Genomic DNA, 15,803 nt, shown 5'->3' with positions numbered 1-15,803 from the left:
ACACCCCCTTCCCCCTGCAAGGAGAACCCGTGCCTCCCCTCTCCCGCCGCGGCAGATCCACCGCGGCCGCGCTGGTCGCCGTGGCGGCCGCGTCCCTGCTCGGCGGCGCACCCGCACATGCCGCGAACTCCGCCCTGCCGACCGGTTTCGCCACCGTCGTCAACGCGGCCGGCGGCAAGTGTCTCGACGCCAAGGCCGCCGGCACCGCCAACGGCACCGTCGTGCAGCAGTACGCGTGCAACGGCACCACGGCCCAGCAGTGGAGCTTCACCGCGACCAGCGACGGCTACGTCCGGATCGGCAACGGCAACAGCACGAGCCAGGTCGTGGACGTCGCCGACGTCTCCACCGCCGACAACGCCCAGGTCCACCTGTGGAGTTACGGCGGCGGCGCCAACCAGCAGTGGCTGCCCGTGGACGACGGCGGCGGCGCCTTCCGCTTCGTCAACCGGGGCAGCGGCAAGTGCCTGGACGATCCGGGCGCCTCGCTCGCGGACAGCGTGCAGTTCGTGCAGTACACGTGCAACGGCACCGCCGCCCAGCGCTTCCAGGTGGTCCCGGTGACCCAGTCCACCAGCAACCCCGACCTCGGCCCGAACGTCGTCGTGTTCGACCCGTCGATGTCCTCCACGGCCATCCAGAGCAAGCTGAACTCGATCTTCCAGCAGCAGGAGACCAACCAGTTCGGCTCCCAACGCTACGCCGTGCTGTTCAAGCCAGGCGCCTACAGCGCGGACGTCAACGTCGGCTTCTACACCCAGGTCCTGGGCCTCGGCCTGACCCCCGACGCCGTCTCCGTCAACGGCGCGGTGCACGCGGAGGCGGACTGGTTCCAGGGCAACGCCACGCAGAACTTCTGGCGCGGTGCCGAGAACCTGTCGGTCAACCCCACGAACGGCAGCGACCGCTGGGCGGTCTCGCAGGCGGCGCCGTACCGGCGGATGCACCTGCGGGGCAACCTGGTCCTGGACGACGGCGGCTGGTCCAGCGGCGGCTACCTGGCCGACAGCAAGGTCGACGGACGGGTCGACTCCGGCAGCCAGCAGCAGTGGCTGACCCGCAACTCCCAGCTCGGCGGCTGGACCGGCGCCAACTGGAACATGGTCTTCGTCGGCAGCCAGGGCGCCCCGGCCACCAGCTTCCCCAACCCGCCGTACACGACGGTCGCGCAGAGCCCGGTCGGCCGGGAGAAGCCGTTCCTGTACGTCGACGGCAACGGCGCCTACCAGGTGTTCGTGCCGTCGGTGCGGTCCAACTCCACCGCGACCAGCTGGGCCGGCGGCAGCCCGTCGGGCAGTTCGCTCTCCCTGGACACCTTCTACGTCGTCAAGCCGGGCGCCACCGCGTCCCAGATCAACTCCGCGCTCGCCGCGGGCAAGAACCTGCTGGTCACCCCGGGTGTCTACCACCTGGAGCAGACGCTGCGGGTGACCCGCCCCGACACCGTCGTCCTGGGCCTCGGCCTCGCCACCTTCGTCCCGGACAACGGCATCACCGCGATGACCGTCGCCGACGTCGACGGTGTGAAGATCGCGGGCCTGCTCTTCGACGCCGGCACCACCAGCTCGAAGACCCTGCTCGAGGTCGGACCGGCCGGCTCCGCCGCCTCCCACGCGGCCGACCCGACCTCCCTGCACGACGTCTACGTCCGCGTCGGCGGCGCGGGCGTCGGCAAGGCGGCCACCGGCATCGTCGTCAACAGCGACAACGTCATCGGCGACCACATGTGGATCTGGCGCGCCGACCACGGCAGCGGCGTCGGCTGGACCAGCAACACCGCCGACACCGGGCTCGTGGTCAACGGCGACGACGTGACGATGTACGGGCTCTTCGTCGAGCACTTCCAGAAGTACCAGGTGATCTGGAACGGCAACGGCGGCCGCACCTACTTCTTCCAGAACGAGATGCCCTACGACCCGCCGAACCAGTCGGCCTGGATGAACGGCTCCACCCAGGGCTACGCCGCCTACAAGGTCGCCGACTCCGTCACCGGCCACCAGGCCTACGGCCTCGGCAGCTACTGCTACTTCAACGTCGACCCGAGCGTGACCGCCGCGCGCGCCATCGAGGCGCCGAACACCGCGAACGTCCGCTTCACCAGCATGGTGACCGTCTCCCTGGGCGGCACCGGCACCATCAGCCACGTCGTCAACAACACCGGAGGACCCTCGAACTCGTCCACCGACGTGGCGAACCTCGTCAGCTATCCCTGACCGGCCCGGAGGGCGCGGGTGCGCGGAGCTGTCCGAGCGCGCCCCCGCCCTTCGGTATGGTGCCTGACCAGCGAAGATCTCCCGCACATGCCGTCGTCCCCGCCCTCGGGGCAGACTGGACCGAGGAGGACGGAGGGACCGCACCGGTGACCGGTCTGCTGTGGGAGTACGACGGATACGACCCCGCGGAGGAACGCCTGCGGGAGTCCCTGTGCACCCTGGGCAACGGCCGCTTCGCCACCCGCGGCGCGCTGCCCGAGTGCACCGCGGACGCCGTGCACTACCCCGGCACCTATGCGGCCGGCTGCTACAACCGGCTCACCTCCGAGATCGCCGGGCGCCAGGTGGAGAACGAGGACATGGTCAACCTCCCCGACTGGCTCCCGCTCCGCTTCCGCCTCCCCGGCGGGGACTGGCTCACCCCCGACACCACCCCGGTCACCGAGCACCACCTGGCCCTCCACCTGGACCCGGGCGTCCTGGAGCGCCGCACCCGCTACCGGCTCGGCCCGCAGAGCACGCTCCTCGTCCGGCAGCTCCGCCTCGTCCACATGGCCGACCCCCACCTCGCCGCGCTGCGCACCGACCTCACCATCGAGGGCGCCGGCACCGAACTGGACGTCGAGGCCGCGCTCGACGGAAGCGTCACCAACTCCGGGGTGGAGCGCTACCGGGACCTGGACGGCCGTCACCTCACGCACATCGAGACGGGCAGCACCACATCCGGCACGGCATGGCTGCACTGCCGCACCCGTACCTCCGACATCGTCATCGGACTCGCCTCGCGGCTCACCGCGGACGCACCGGTGTCGGACGCGCACGAGGCGCAGCGGGCCGTACAGCGCCTGCGGCTCACCCTGATCCCGGGCCGCACGGCCACCGTCGACAAGACGGTCGCCCTGCACACCTCCCACGATCCCGCGATCAGCGACCCGCTGTGCGCGGCCGTCGACCGCGCCGCCGACGCACCCGGCTTCGACGAGCTGCTCGCCTCGCACATCACGGCCTGGGAGCAGCTGTGGCGGCGGGCCGAGCTCGACGTCCCCGGCGATCCCGGCCGCATCCTGCGCCTGCACCTCTTCCATGTGCTGCAGACCCTGTCCCCGCACACCGCCGACCTCGACGTCGGCGTCCCCGCACGCGGACTGCACGGCGAGGCCTACCGGGGACACGTCTTCTGGGACGAGCTGTTCGTCCTGCCCTACCTCAGCCTCCACCTGCCCGAGGTCTCCCGCGCCCTGCTCCACTACCGCCACCGCCGCCTGGACGCGGCCCGGCACGCCGCCCGCGAGGCCGGCCTGCGCGGTGCCCTCTACCCCTGGCAGAGCGGCAGCGACGGCCGCGAGGAGACCCAGGAACTGCACCTCAACCCCCGCTCGGGGCGTTGGCTGCCCGACCACTCCCGGCTGCAGCGGCACGTCGGCTCAGCGGTGGCCTACAACGTCGTCCAGTACTGCGAGGCCAGCGGCGACACCGACTTCCTGGACACCGAGGGCGCCGAGATGCTGCTCGAGATCGCCCGCTTCTGGGCCGACTCGGCCACCTACGACGAGCACCTCGGCCGGTACCGCATCCGGGGCGTGGTCGGCCCCGACGAATACCACGACGCCTACCCCGACGCGCCCGGACCCGGCCTGGACGACAACGCGTACACCAACGTCACCGCCGCCTGGGTGCTCACCCGCACCCTCGACCTGCTGCACATCCTGCCCGAGCCGCGCCGCCGCGAACTCACCGAGCAGACGGGCCTCGAAGAGGACGAACTCGCCCGCTGGGAGGAGGTCTCCCGCACCCTCCACGTGCCCTTCCACGAGGGCGTGATCAGCCAGTTCGAGGGGTACGGCGACCTCGCCGAGCTGGACTGGCACGGCTACCGCGAGCGGTACGGCGACATCCGCCGCCTGGACCGGATCCTGGAGGCGGAGGGCGACACCGTCAACCGCTACAGGGCGTCCAAACAGGCCGACGTCCTGATGCTCGGCTATCTCTTCGCACCGGCCGAACTCCGCGCGCTCTTCGCCCGGTTGGGCCACCGCCTGGACGAGGACATGTGGGCCGCGACGGTCGACCACTACCTGCACCGCACCACGCACGGCTCCACCCTCAGCGGCCTGGTCCACGGCTGGATCCTGGCCCGCGCCCGCCGCGCCGACGCCTGGACCTTCGTCCAGGAGGCGCTGCGCGGCGACATCGCCGACGTCCAGGGCGGCACCACCGGCGAGGGCATCCACCTCGGCGCCATGGCCGGCACCCTCGACCTCGTCCAGCGCTGCCTCACCGGCCTGGAGACCCGCGACAGCGAGCTGTGGCTCGACCCGGTTCCGCTCCCCGAACTCTCCTCCTACGGCTTCTCCCTGCGCTACCAGGGCCACTGGGGCGTGCACCTGCGCCTGCGCCACGGCCAGCTGGAGGCCGCCATGCCGGAGGCCTCCGGCCCCACACCCATCGACATCCGGCTGCCGGACCGCGTGGTCCGGGTCGGGCCGGGGGAGAGGGTACGCATGCGGCTGCCGGACTGACACTCTGGGCGTTCGCAGGCAGCGGAGACGAGGAGTTGCGGGACATGTTGCGCGTACTTGCGGTCGACGACGAGGAACCCGCGCTCGGGGAACTGCTCTACCTCCTGGGCGAGGACCCTCGGGTCGGCACCGCCGTGCCCGCCCTGGACGCCACCGAGGCGCTGCGCCTGCTCGAACGGGCCGGGGCCGCCGGGCCGGACGGGCCCGAGGCCTTCGACGTCGTCTTCCTCGACATCAACATGCCCGGCCTCGGCGGCCTCGACCTGGCGGAGCTGCTCGGCCGCTTCGCCGCCCCGCCGCTGATCGTCTTCGTCACCGCCCACGAGGACTTCGCGCTCAGGGCGTTCGACCTCAAGGCCGTGGACTATCTGCTCAAGCCGCTGCGCAAGGAGCGCTTCGCGGAGGCCGTACGGCGCGTCGCCGAGCTGACCCGGGCCGGGCAGGGCCCCGCCCACGCCCTCGGCGACCAGGTCCCCGTGGAACTCGGCGGCGTGACCCGGTTCGTCCCCATCGCCGACATCACCTACGTCGAGGCGCAGGGCGACTACGCGCGCCTGCACACCCCGCACGGCAGCCACCTGGTGCGGATCCCGCTGTCCGCGCTGGAGGAACAGTGGCGTTCCCGCGGGTTCGTCCGCATCCACCGCAGCCGTCTGGTCGCCCTCGGCCGCATCGAGGAACTGCGCCTGGACGGCGGCAACCTGACCGTCCGGATCGGCGACCGGATCCTCGCCGTGAGCCGCCGCAACGCCCGGGAACTACGCGATCTGCTGGCCCGGCAGGCCCAGGGTGCGGTGGGCCGGACGCGCTGACCGTCAGGCCGCTGTGCCGAGCGTGTGCCGAACCTCGTCCGTCGTCTACCTCACCGATGGCGCGCTGCGTACACTCGCCGCAACAAGGTGATCACCGCGGCCTCGGGGAGTGCGTCATGGGTGCGGAGTCCGTCCCTCGCAGAGAGGTGGTCACCGGACGGCCCCGCACCGACCGCGCCGGCCTCCCGCAGCCCCGCCCGGAGAGCCCGCCCGACACCGACGACACCGCCGTGACGGCGCTCATGCGCCGTCAGATGCGCGCCGCCCTCACGGCGACCGCCCTGCTCGCCGTCTCGCTCGGCCTGCTCCCCGTACTCCTGCGGGTCCTTCCACTCGCCCGTTCCTGGCCGAGCGTCCCGCTCGCCGTCTGGCTCGTCCTGGGCGTGGCGCCGTATCCGGCCCTGCTGTGCACGGGAGCCTGGTACGTCCGCCGTGCCGAGCGCAACGAGGGTGACGTGACCGCGCGTTGAACCAGACGTACGGAATAGCCGGCGTGTCGGCCGTGGTCCTCGCCACGGTGCTCGTCGGCGCGCTGGGCCTGCGCATCTCCCGGACCACCTCGGACTTCTACGTCGCCTCGCGCAGCGTCCCGCCCCGGCTCAACGCCTTCGCGGTCAGCGGCGAGTACCTGTCCGCCGCCTCCTTCCTCGGCGTCGTCGGCCTCGTCCTCGCCCAGGGCGTCGACATGCTGTGGTTCCCCATCGGCTACACCGCCGGGTTCCTGGTCCTGCTGGCCTTCGTCGCCGCCCCGCTGCGCCGCTCCGGCGCCTACACCCTGCCCGACTTCGCCGAGGCACGGCTGGAGTCCCGGGCCGTCCGGCGGATCGCGAGCGTGCTCGTCGTCGGCGTCGGCTGGCTCTACCTGCTGCCCCAGCTGCGCGGCGCCGGACTGACCCTGCGGCTGCTCACCGGCGCGCCCAGCTGGTTCGGCGGCCTGGTCGTCGCGGGCGTGGTGACCGTGGCGGTGGCCGCCGGAGGCATGCGCAGCATCACCTTCGTCCAGGCGTTCCAGTACTGGTTGAAGCTCACCGCCCTGCTGGTGCCCGCCGTGTTCCTGCTGCTCGCCTGGCGCGCGGACCACTCGCCCGCCCCGGCCTGGGACGAACGGCCCGTCTTCCAGCGCTCCACCCAGGTGCGCGTCGACAGCCCGCTCACCGTCACCGTCCACGAACCGGTCCGCGTCACCGCGACCGGAACCGTCGACGGACAGCCCCTGGGCGGCGGCCCGTTCACCCTCGGCATCGGCACCCACCGGATCGGCGCCGACACCACCCTGCGCTTCCCGGCAGGCGCCCGCGTGCCCGCGCCCGACGAGGACGGCGACCACGCGGCCCCGTCGAGCTGGGCCAACCCCCTGTCTGCAGGCCGCGAACAGCACAGCCTGTACTCCACCTACGGGCTGATCCTCGCCACCTTCCTCGGCACCATGGGCCTGCCGCACGTCGTCGTCCGCTTCTACACCAACCCCGAGGGCCGCGCCGCCCGCCGCACCACCGTCGTCGTCCTCGGCCTGCTCGGCGCCTTCTACCTGCTGATGCCCCTCTACGGTGCGCTCGGCCGGCTGTATGCCCCCGACCTGCTGCTGACCGGTGACACGGACGCGGCGGTCCTCGTCCTGCCGCAGCGGCTGATCGGCGGAGTCGGCGGCGACCTGCTCGGCGCCCTGGTCGCGGGCGGCGCCTGCGCGGCGTTCCTGTCCACCGTCTCCGGGCTCACCATGTCCGTCGCCGGCGTGCTGGCCCAGGACGTGCTGCCGACCCTCGGCATCCGGCACTTCCGGCTGGCGACGCTGCCGGCGATCGCGGTGCCCACCGCCGCCAACACCGTGGTCAGCGACCTACCCGTGGCCGACGCGGTCGGCCTGGCCTTCGCCGTGTCCGCCTCCTCGTTCTGCCCGCTGCTCCTCCTCGGCATCTGGTGGCGCGGCCTCACCCCGCACGGCGCGGTCGCCGGCCTGCTCCTCGGCGGCGGCTCGGCACTCACCGCGGTGACGGTGACCATCGCCGGCGGGGCCCGCTCCGGCCGGCTGCACACCCTGCTCGCCTGGCCCGCCGTCTGGTCCGTGCCGGTGGGGTTCGCCGCGATGGTGCTGATCTCCCTGGCCACCCGTGACCGCGTCCCCGCGAGCGCCGCCGCCACCATGGCCCGGCTCCATCTGCCCGAGGCACTGACCGGCGGGGCCGCATTACGGCACACCCACCCGGACCGGGCCGTATGAGCGCGCTCGGGACCGTGACCCTGGCCCTCGTCGCGCTCGCCCTGTTCGCTCTCGGCGCTGCTCTCGGCCATGCCGGCGCCCGTCGGCAGCAGGAGAACCCGGCCGGACCCGGCACGCCCGTCGAACGGGCCACCTTCCACACCCTGCACACGGCCTCGCTCGCCGCCCCGCCCCTGCGCGCGGGTCTCACCCCCGACACCGCCCGCAAGGCGGCCCGGCGGCTGCGCCCCCTGCTCGGCACGGTCGCCCTCGCCCTGACCGACGAGGAGTCCGTGCTCGCCTGGGACGGCCTCGGCGACCACCACCGCGCCGAGGCCGAGGCACAGCTCGCCGACGCCCTGCGCACCGGCCGCACCCAGACCTTCACGCTGTCCTGCGCCAACGACACCTGCCCGGTCCGCTGGGGGGTCGTGGTACCGCTCGGCGTCGACGGCCGGGCCCCCGGCATGCTCGCCGCCTTCGGCGACCAGGAGTCCGCCGTCGTGGTCCGGGCCGCCGAGGAGGTGGCCCGCTGGGTTTCCGTGCAGCTCGAACTGGTCGAACTGGACCGGGCCCGCTCCAGCGTGATCGAGGCCGAGATCCGGGCCCTGCGCGCCCAGATCTCCCCGCACTTCATCTACAACTCCCTGGCCGGCATCGCCTCGTTCGTCCGCACCGACCCCGAGCGGGCCCGTGAACTCCTCCTGGAATTCGCCGACTTCACCCGCTACTCGTTCCGCCGGGGCGGCGACTTCACCACCCTGGCCGAGGAGCTGCGCTCCATCGAGCAGTACCTCGAACTCGCCCGCGCCCGCTTCGGCAGACGCCTCGAGGTCACCCTGCGGATCGCCCCCGAGGTGCTGCCGGTCACCCTGCCCTTCCTCTGCCTCCAGCCGCTCGTGGAGAACGCGCTCAAACACGGCCTGGAGGAGTCCGTCGAGCGCAGCCGCATCACGATCATCGCCGAGGACGAGGGCACCGAGGCCCGCGTCGTCATCGAGGACAACGGCGTCGGCATGGACCCGCAGCGACTGCGCGACATCCTGCGCGGCAGCGGCGGCCCGTCCGCCGGCATCGGCCTGAGCAACGTGGACATGCGCCTGCGCCAGGTCTACGGCGACGCACACGGCCTGGTGATCGAGACCGGCGTCGGCGCCGGCACGAAGATCACCGTGCGTGTACCCAAGTTCCGGCCCGGAATTCCGCCGGCATGACAGGGCGCGATGCCGCCATGAAACGGCAGGGAAGGACGAAACCCCGCATGGACCCGAACACCGATCCCGCTTCCCCCGCCGCCGACCGCGCCATGAGCCTCCTGCGGGAGCTGGGCGCCGACGGCATCACACACCCCGGCGGGACCCTGCCGGCCCACCTGTGCCGCGTGCGGGACCGGCTCGCGCTGTGGCGGGCCCGCCCCGCCCTCCGACTCGCGGGACTCTGCCACGCCTTCTACGGCACCGACGGCTTTCCCACCGGACTGCTGCCCGTGGACCGCCGTACGGACCTCGCGGCGGTGATCGGCACCGAGGCCGAGGAGATCGTCTACCTGTACGCCTCCTGCGACCGCAAGGCCACCTACCGGGACCTTGCCCGGCCCGACGCCCCCTTCCACGACCTCGCCCTGTTCACCCGCCTCCGGCACCTGCTGACGACCGACGCCTGGCAGGACTGCCGTACGGTCCTCGCCGCGCCCGCGCAGTGAGGCCTGTCTTGCCGGTGCCGGGTGCCCGGCGCAGGCTGGTCGTATGGCCGCTCAGGAGAGCCCCACGCTCATCACGTCCGTGCAGCGGGCCCTGCGCCTGCTCGAGGCGGTGAGCGCGCACGAGAACGGCGCGCCGGCGAAGCAGCTGGCACGCGAGACCGGCCTGCCCCTGGCCACCGCCTACCACCTGCTGCGGACCCTGGTCCACGACGGCTACTTGCGCAAACTGGACGACGGCGGCTTCGTCCTGGGCGACAAGCTGATGTCGCTGCACGCGGCGGGCAGCGTGCAGGCGCTGCTCAGCCGCGTCCGCCCGACGCTCACCGCGCTGCGGGACGAGCTGGCCGCCGCCACCTACCTCACCTTCTACGAGGACGGCGAGATCAGGGTCGCCGAGATCGTCGACGGCCCGCGGACGCCGCGGGCGGAGCTGTGGGTCGGATTCGAGGACGCCGGCCACGCCACCGCGCTGGGCAAGTCCGTGCTGCGCGAACTGGACGCCGAATCCCGCCAGGACTATCTCTCCAGGCACCACCTCGCCGATCTCACACCACGCACCGTCACCAGCGCTCCGGAACTGCTCCGCCGACTGGACGAGTCCCCCATGGCACCGGCCGTCACGGATCTCGAGGAGTACTCGCTCGGCACGGTCTGCGTCGCCGTGCCCGTCTACTGCGGGGACAAGCTCGGCGCGCTCGGCGTCTCCCTGCCGGTGGAACGGCGGGCCCGCCTTCAGGAGATCCGGGCGCGACTGATCCCGACCGCGAGCCGCGTGACCAGGAGTCTGTCGCTCACTATCTGAAAATCCGCTCCTTGTGGCCGCCTGCGAACAGCCCGTTTCCTTGATGAAACGGACATTCCGGGTGTGTGCCCCCTACCGGTGAGGACTGCGGACGACACATGAGCCAGGCACGAGACCAGCGGCCGACGCGGCTGTCCAGCGACCGACTGACCCTTCGCCGGGCCTTCGCCCGCCTGCGCGCCGCCGGGCAGCTCGCCGCCGCCATGCCGGTGCTGGTCGTCGCGGTCGTCGTGCTCGTCGACGTCGCCGGGGCGCCCGGGATGATCTGCCTGCCGCTGCTGGCGGCCGGACCCGCGCTGGCCGCCGCCACCAACGGCCCGCGCGGCGTGCTCTGCGTCGGCCTCCTGGCCGCCGTCCTCGGTGTGGTGCTCGGCGCCGGCGAGGGGGCTTCCGCTCGCGAGCTGGTGGCCGGGCCGGGCGCGGTGCTGGCCGTCACCGCGGCGAGCGGCCTGGCCAGCGCGCTGCGGGGCCGCCGGGAGCGGGTCCTCGCGGCCGTCCGCTCGGTCGCGGAGGCCGCCCAGCACGCCCTCCTCCAGCCCGTACCGGAGACCGTGGGCCCCTTCCAGGTCGCCGTCCGGTACAGCGCCGCCGCGGCGGAGGCCCGGATCGGCGGGGATCTCTACGCCCTGGTCCCCACCCCGCACGGGGTCCGGCTGATCGTCGGCGACGTGCGCGGCAAGGGGCTGCCGGCCGTGAGCACCGCCGCACTCGTGCTCGGCGTCTTCCGTGAGGCCGCCTACGACGAACCCGACCTCCTCGCCGTCGTCGCCCGGATCGAGCGGAGCCTGGCCCGCAACCTCGGCACCGACGACTTCGTCACCGCCGTGGTCGCCGGGTACCCGCGGCCGGGCCACCTGGAGGTGGTCAACTGCGGACACGCGCCCCCGCTGCTGATATCCGCCTCCGGGGACGTCGTCGCGGTGGAGCCCACCCATCCCGTTCCGCCGCTCGGGCTGCGCGCCCTGTCGAGCCAGACCCCCCGCCTCCAGCTCCTGCCCTTCGCCGACGGAGACCAACTGCTGCTCTACACCGACGGGGTCACCGAGGCCCGCGATCACGCGCGCGCGTTCTATCCGCTGGCCGAAGGGGTGGCCCGGCACGCGTCCGACGAGCCGGCCCGCACCCTCACCGCGCTCCACGACGACCTGCTGTCCCATGTGGGCGGCCGGCTGCACGACGACGCCGCGCTGCTCCTGCTGCGCAAGCAGGCCGTGGCCGCCCCGGACCCGGTGCCGTCCGGTCAGCGGTTCCGGCTCATGCCGTGACGAGCTCGGCCCACCGGGTGACCCCGCCGGAGTGCACCCGTATCCCGTGACGGGTCGCGAGGGCGTGCACGATCATCTCGCCCCGGCCGTGCTCGCACGGGTCGATCCCCGCGCGTGAGCGTCCCGCGCATCCCGCGTCGGTGACCTCGACGCGCAGGGTGCCGAGGCCGTCGGCCCGGATCCACGACAGCCGCAGTACCGCCGGCGGCAGGGCATGCACGATCGCGTTGGTGACCAGCTCCGACACCATCAGCAGCGAGTCCTCGAGGATCTCCGGGGACACCTGCCAGTCGGCGAGGGCCGCCTTCACCCGTCGGCGTACGGCTGGGACGGCGCCGGTGACGGGCGGCAGCGGACACACGTCTTCGCATGCCTCCCGGAGCAGCGTGTTGAGCTGTGCCGCCATGTTCTCTCCTCGCCTGTGCCTGCCGGCGGGCGCACTTTCCAGCGCGCTTCCGGGCCTCGAACAGACGTTAAGAAGACATACCCGGCAGGTCAATGAACGTCGGTCGGCATTACCGAACGCCCGGGCTCCGGCCGAGGCCGGCGACCGCCGCCTGCCCATGGAGCGAAGCTCTCCCGGCGGTAATACGCTCGCTTCATGGCCGGCCCAGTCCAGTCGATCGAACGGGCGGCGGCGATCCTGCGGCTGCTCGCCGCCGGGCCCCGCCGGCTCGGGCTCGGCGAGGTGGCCGCCTCGCTCGGGCTGGCCAAGGGCACCGCCCACGGCATCCTGCGCACGCTCCAGCACGTGGACTTCGTGGAGCAGGACGCGGCGACCGGAAAGTACCAGCTCGGGGCCGCCCTGCTGCACCTCGGCACGAGTTACCTGGACGTCAACGAGCTGCGGTCGCGCTCCCTCAACTGGGCCGATGCCCTGGCCGCCCGCAGCGGGGAATCGGTGCGCCTGGGCACCCCCCTGGAGGGCAGCGTGCTCGTCGTCCACCACGTGTTCCGCCCGGACGACACCTTCCAGACCCTGGACGTGGGCTCGCTGCTGCCCCTGCACGCCTCCTCGCTGGGCAAGGTGCTGCTGGCCTACGGGACCGCGTCCCTGGAGCCGGACCGGAAAGGGGGTCTGGAGGCGTACACGCGGCACACCCTGGTCGACCCCGAGCAGCTCACCCGGGCGCTCGCCGAGGTCCGGGAACTCGGCTGGGCCGCCGAGATCCAGGAGATGAGCATGGGCGAGGCCGGGCTCGCCGCGCCGATCCGCGGGCACGGCGGCCTCGTCGTCGGCGCCGTCGGGCTGTCCGGGCCGGTCGAGCGGATCTGTGACAGCCAGGGCCGCCCCCGCCCCAGTCTGATCACCCTGCTCCGTGAGGCCTCGCGGGCGATCTCCAGAGACCTGGGGGCCGCGCGCTGGTAGGCCCACCGCTCCCCGAACCGTCGGAAGGCAGACCCGATCATGGCTGAACGGTACGTAATGTCCATCGATCAGGGCACCAACTCCACCCGATGCATTCTGTTCGACCAGCGAGGGCGGCTAGTGGCGGTCGCACAGCGGGAGCACCAGCAGCACTTCCCCCGGCCCGGCTGGGTCGAGCACGACGCGGTCGAGATCTGGCACAACCTGCAGCGCATCGTCCCCGAGGCGCTGTCCGACACCGGTCTCGACACGGCACAGATCGCCGCCGTGGGCCTCGCGAACCAGCGGGAGACGACGGTGCTCTGGGACCGGCGGACGGGCGCCCCCTTGGGCAGGGCGATCGTCTGGCAGGACACCCGCACGGCGCCGATGGTGGAGGAGCTCGGACAGCGGCCCGGCGAGGAGTTCTTCCTCGAACGGTGCGGCCTGCCGCCCTCGACCTACTTCTCGGCGCTGCGGATCCGCTGGCTGTTCGACCACGTCAAGGGGCTGGAACAGCGCGCGAAGGACGGAGAGGTGCTGTTCGGGACGATGGAGACGTGGCTGATCTGGAACCTCACCGGAGGCGCCGACGGCGGCCTGCACATCACCGACGCCACCAACGCCAGCCGCACGATGCTGATGAACATCCGCTCGCTCACCTGGGACGAGGAGCTGCTGGCCTTCTTCGGGGTGCCCCGCACGATGCTGCCCGAGATCAGACCGTCCGCCCAACCGTACGGCGATGCCGGCGCGCTCCTGCCGGGCGTCCGCATCACGGCCGCCCTCGGCGACCAGCAGGCCGCCCTCTTCGGCCAGACCTGCTTCTCCCCGGGCGAGGCGAAGTGCACGTACGGAACGGGCAGCTTCCTGCTGCTCAACACCGGCAGCGACCTCATACGGTCCCGGCACGGACTCCTCACGACCGTCGCCTACAAGATCGGGGACCAGCAGCCCGTCTACGCCCTGGAAGGCTCGATCGCCGTCACCGGCGCACTCGTCCAGTGGTTCCGCGACCGCCTGGGACTGATCAGCACCGCTCCGGAGATCGAGACCCTCGCGCGGACGGTGGAGGACAACGGCGGCTGCTACATCGTCCCCGCCTTCTCGGGCCTGTTCGCCCCCCGCTGGCGCAGCGACGCGCGCGGGGTCATCGTCGGCCTCACCTCGTACATCACCAAGGGACACCTGGCGCGTGCCGTTCTGGAGGCCACCGGCTGGCAGACGCGCGAGGTCGTCGACGCCATGAACGCCGACTCCTCGGTCGCCCTCACCCAGCTCAAGGTCGACGGCGGCATGACGTCGGACAACCTGCTCATGCAGTTCGTGGCCGACGTGCTCGACGTGCCCGTGGTGCGGCCCATGGTCGCCGAGACGGTCTCCCTGGGCGCCGCCTACGCGGCCGGACTCGCCGCCGGTTACTGGTCCGACCTGGAGGTTCTGCGCCGTAACTGGCACCGGGCCGCCCAGTGGCTGCCCGACATGGACCCCGACCGCCGCGAGTGGGAGTACGAGAACTGGCAGCGAGCCGTCGAACGCTCCCTGGGGTGGGTCAGACGGCCACGGTCCTCCTGACCCCGCCCGGCCCCCGCGTGCGGCAGAAAGTGGCTCTATGGTGGTCATGCGGGACTCTGTCCAGCCGTCGAGTGGGCTGTGTGCGCCGCCTCGTCGGCTGCGACGTTCCTGCCCGTCTGCGGATGCCGCCATGCGAGTCGAACTGATCCAACAGGCCGCCGACGTGCTCTTCGACGTACCGGACGAGACGCACGAGGAGATCATCGCGCTCATCGACGCGGTCACCAAGGACGCGGAGATTCGGCCCCCGAGCCTGGCGGCAGCGTTCGGCGAGTGGTGCTGGCTGCTCTACACGGTCCACGGCGACGTGATCGAAGTGCTGGATGTCGGCTGCGCACGGTGAGGGCCGGATTCGGTTGGCCTGCCCACCTTGGCTGTCACCGTGCAGCGGGACGGGACTCGTAGTGCAGGCTGTGGAAACGGCCGTTCTCCTCATGCCCGGCGGGGTCGCTGCCCAGCGCCCGTACCGCCGCGATCGCATACTGTCGTTCCCGCTCGTCGGTGAAGAGGCGCTGGGGATAGGTGCGGGAGACGTCGAGGGTGGTGCGCAGACCGTGGGCGGCCAGTGTCCGGACGACCGAGTGGAATGACACCGTTCGCAGCACGAACACGCTGAGCCATACCGGTCGCCGGGCACCGTCCAGCAGCGCCGAGAACGTTCGGTCGGTGATGTAGCTGCCGCCGCCCGTCAGCGTGATGAGGCCGACCTCGGCGAGCGCGCGGCTCAGCCCGGGACCGGGTGAGCCCTGCTCCAGGTCGTCCGTGAAGGCGGCATCCAGGAGCCCCACCTCGAGCGCGTAGTGCACGGCGGGCGCCGCGACGTCCAGGCCGAACACCGGCACCGCGTCCGGTCGGCGCCGCTCGGCATAGAACACCTTGTCGCGTGCCGCCAGTTCCGCCGTCGACATCGTCCGGAGGGCGGGGGAGGTGTACCGCTCGTACATCTCCGCCAGCGTCACGTCGTGGTTGAGCAGCGCGGCATTGATCCCGTACGAGCAGCACACGTCCAGCACCGCCGGCCTCTGGGAGCGGCCGTCGTCGAGCGCAGCCCGTGCGGCGGCGACCTGCCGGAAGACCGGCTGGGCGTGGTGCGGGATCTCGTACTCCAGCGGGGCCAGCCGCCTGAAGTAGGCACGCGGGTCCGGCCGGTCGTAGATGTCGTCGAACCGCGCCTTGCCGCCCGCCACGTCCTCAATGCCGTCAGAGCCCGACCCGGCCATGCTGTACGCCTCCTCGCAGAACGCATCTGTACTCCATCATGTCCCGCCTCCTGTGTCCCGACGCGATCGCCGCGCAGGCGCGATCGCTGCAGTGGACCTACGGTGGTCGAAGTGGCGCCGACGAGCCGAAACGGCGTAGTGGAGGAGGCT

At 72.2% G+C, this 15,803-nt stretch carries 14 protein-coding genes; 12 read left to right on the top strand and 2 right to left on the bottom strand.

What is annotated here, in order from left to right:
* Positions 1 to 29: 29 nt before the first annotated feature.
* The 9 genes from ACZ5DS_RS08790 (at position 30) to ACZ5DS_RS08750 (ending at position 11,510) form a co-directional block, all read left to right on the top strand.
* Positions 30 to 2,213, top strand: a complete 2,184-nt coding sequence (locus ACZ5DS_RS08790; RefSeq protein ID WP_468235307.1) for an RICIN domain-containing protein — start codon at positions 30 to 32, stop codon at positions 2,211 to 2,213.
* 146 nt (positions 2,214 to 2,359) lie between these two features.
* Positions 2,360 to 4,732, top strand: a complete 2,373-nt coding sequence (locus ACZ5DS_RS08785; RefSeq protein WP_468235305.1) for a glycoside hydrolase family 65 protein — start codon at positions 2,360 to 2,362, stop codon at positions 4,730 to 4,732.
* A gap of 44 nt (positions 4,733 to 4,776) precedes the next feature.
* Positions 4,777 to 5,544: a LytR/AlgR family response regulator transcription factor gene (locus ACZ5DS_RS08780; RefSeq protein WP_468235304.1), complete on the top strand. Its 768-nt coding sequence runs from the start codon at positions 4,777 to 4,779 to the stop codon at positions 5,542 to 5,544.
* A 116-nt stretch (positions 5,545 to 5,660) separates the two neighbouring features.
* Positions 5,661 to 6,014, top strand: coding sequence for a hypothetical protein (locus ACZ5DS_RS08775; RefSeq protein ID WP_468235302.1), 354 nt, complete (start codon positions 5,661 to 5,663; stop codon positions 6,012 to 6,014).
* Complete coding sequence (locus ACZ5DS_RS08770) at positions 6,011 to 7,762, top strand: sodium/solute symporter (RefSeq protein ID WP_468235300.1); 1,752 nt, start codon at positions 6,011 to 6,013, stop codon at positions 7,760 to 7,762. The genes ACZ5DS_RS08775 and ACZ5DS_RS08770 overlap by 4 nt, the downstream gene beginning before the upstream one ends.
* Positions 7,759 to 8,955, top strand: coding sequence for a sensor histidine kinase (locus ACZ5DS_RS08765; RefSeq protein ID WP_468235298.1), 1,197 nt, complete (start codon positions 7,759 to 7,761; stop codon positions 8,953 to 8,955). The genes ACZ5DS_RS08770 and ACZ5DS_RS08765 overlap by 4 nt, the downstream gene beginning before the upstream one ends.
* Positions 8,956 to 9,002: 47 nt before the next feature.
* Entirely contained in the window at positions 9,003 to 9,443 is a 441-nt protein-coding gene (locus tag ACZ5DS_RS08760; protein ID WP_468235297.1) for a DUF6817 domain-containing protein, read from the top strand.
* Positions 9,444 to 9,486: 43 nt separating this feature from the next.
* A complete protein-coding gene (locus ACZ5DS_RS08755; RefSeq protein WP_468235295.1) occupies positions 9,487 to 10,245 on the top strand; it encodes an IclR family transcriptional regulator in 759 nt (252 codons plus the stop codon).
* Between the two features lie 203 nt (positions 10,246 to 10,448).
* Positions 10,449 to 11,510, top strand: a complete 1,062-nt coding sequence (locus ACZ5DS_RS08750) for a PP2C family protein-serine/threonine phosphatase (RefSeq protein WP_468236374.1) — start codon at positions 10,449 to 10,451, stop codon at positions 11,508 to 11,510.
* Here ACZ5DS_RS08750 and ACZ5DS_RS08745 read toward each other — a convergent pair.
* Positions 11,500 to 11,916, bottom strand: coding sequence for an ATP-binding protein (locus tag ACZ5DS_RS08745; RefSeq protein WP_468235294.1), 417 nt, complete (start codon positions 11,914 to 11,916; stop codon positions 11,500 to 11,502). The two genes, ACZ5DS_RS08750 and ACZ5DS_RS08745, sit on opposite strands and share 11 nt — an antisense overlap.
* A 195-nt stretch (positions 11,917 to 12,111) precedes the next feature.
* Between ACZ5DS_RS08745 and ACZ5DS_RS08740 the strand changes: the two genes are divergently transcribed.
* The 3 genes from ACZ5DS_RS08740 to ACZ5DS_RS08730 all read left to right on the top strand — a co-directional run bounded on the left by ACZ5DS_RS08740 (position 12,112) and on the right by ACZ5DS_RS08730 (position 14,776).
* The gene (locus tag ACZ5DS_RS08740) at positions 12,112 to 12,879 is read left to right on the top strand and encodes an IclR family transcriptional regulator (protein WP_468235292.1); all 768 of its coding nucleotides are present in this window, start codon (positions 12,112 to 12,114) and stop codon (positions 12,877 to 12,879) included.
* 39 nt (positions 12,880 to 12,918) lie between these two features.
* Entirely contained in the window at positions 12,919 to 14,433 is a 1,515-nt protein-coding gene (gene glpK / locus ACZ5DS_RS08735; protein ID WP_468235290.1) for a glycerol kinase GlpK, read from the top strand.
* 130 nt (positions 14,434 to 14,563) lie between these two features.
* Positions 14,564 to 14,776 (top strand): hypothetical protein, encoded by a 213-nt coding sequence (locus tag ACZ5DS_RS08730; RefSeq protein WP_468235289.1) that lies wholly within the window; start codon positions 14,564 to 14,566, stop codon positions 14,774 to 14,776.
* A 34-nt stretch (positions 14,777 to 14,810) separates the two neighbouring features.
* Here ACZ5DS_RS08730 and ACZ5DS_RS08725 read toward each other — a convergent pair whose 3' ends face one another.
* Entirely contained in the window at positions 14,811 to 15,653 is an 843-nt protein-coding gene (locus tag ACZ5DS_RS08725) for a hypothetical protein (protein WP_468235287.1), read from the bottom strand.
* Positions 15,654 to 15,803: the final 150 nt, after the last annotated feature.

It is taken from the genome of Streptomyces sp. NPDC031100, assembly GCF_055570785.1.
Note: the sequence above shows the minus strand (reverse complement) of the source record. Positions and strands in the feature narration are given on the sequence as shown.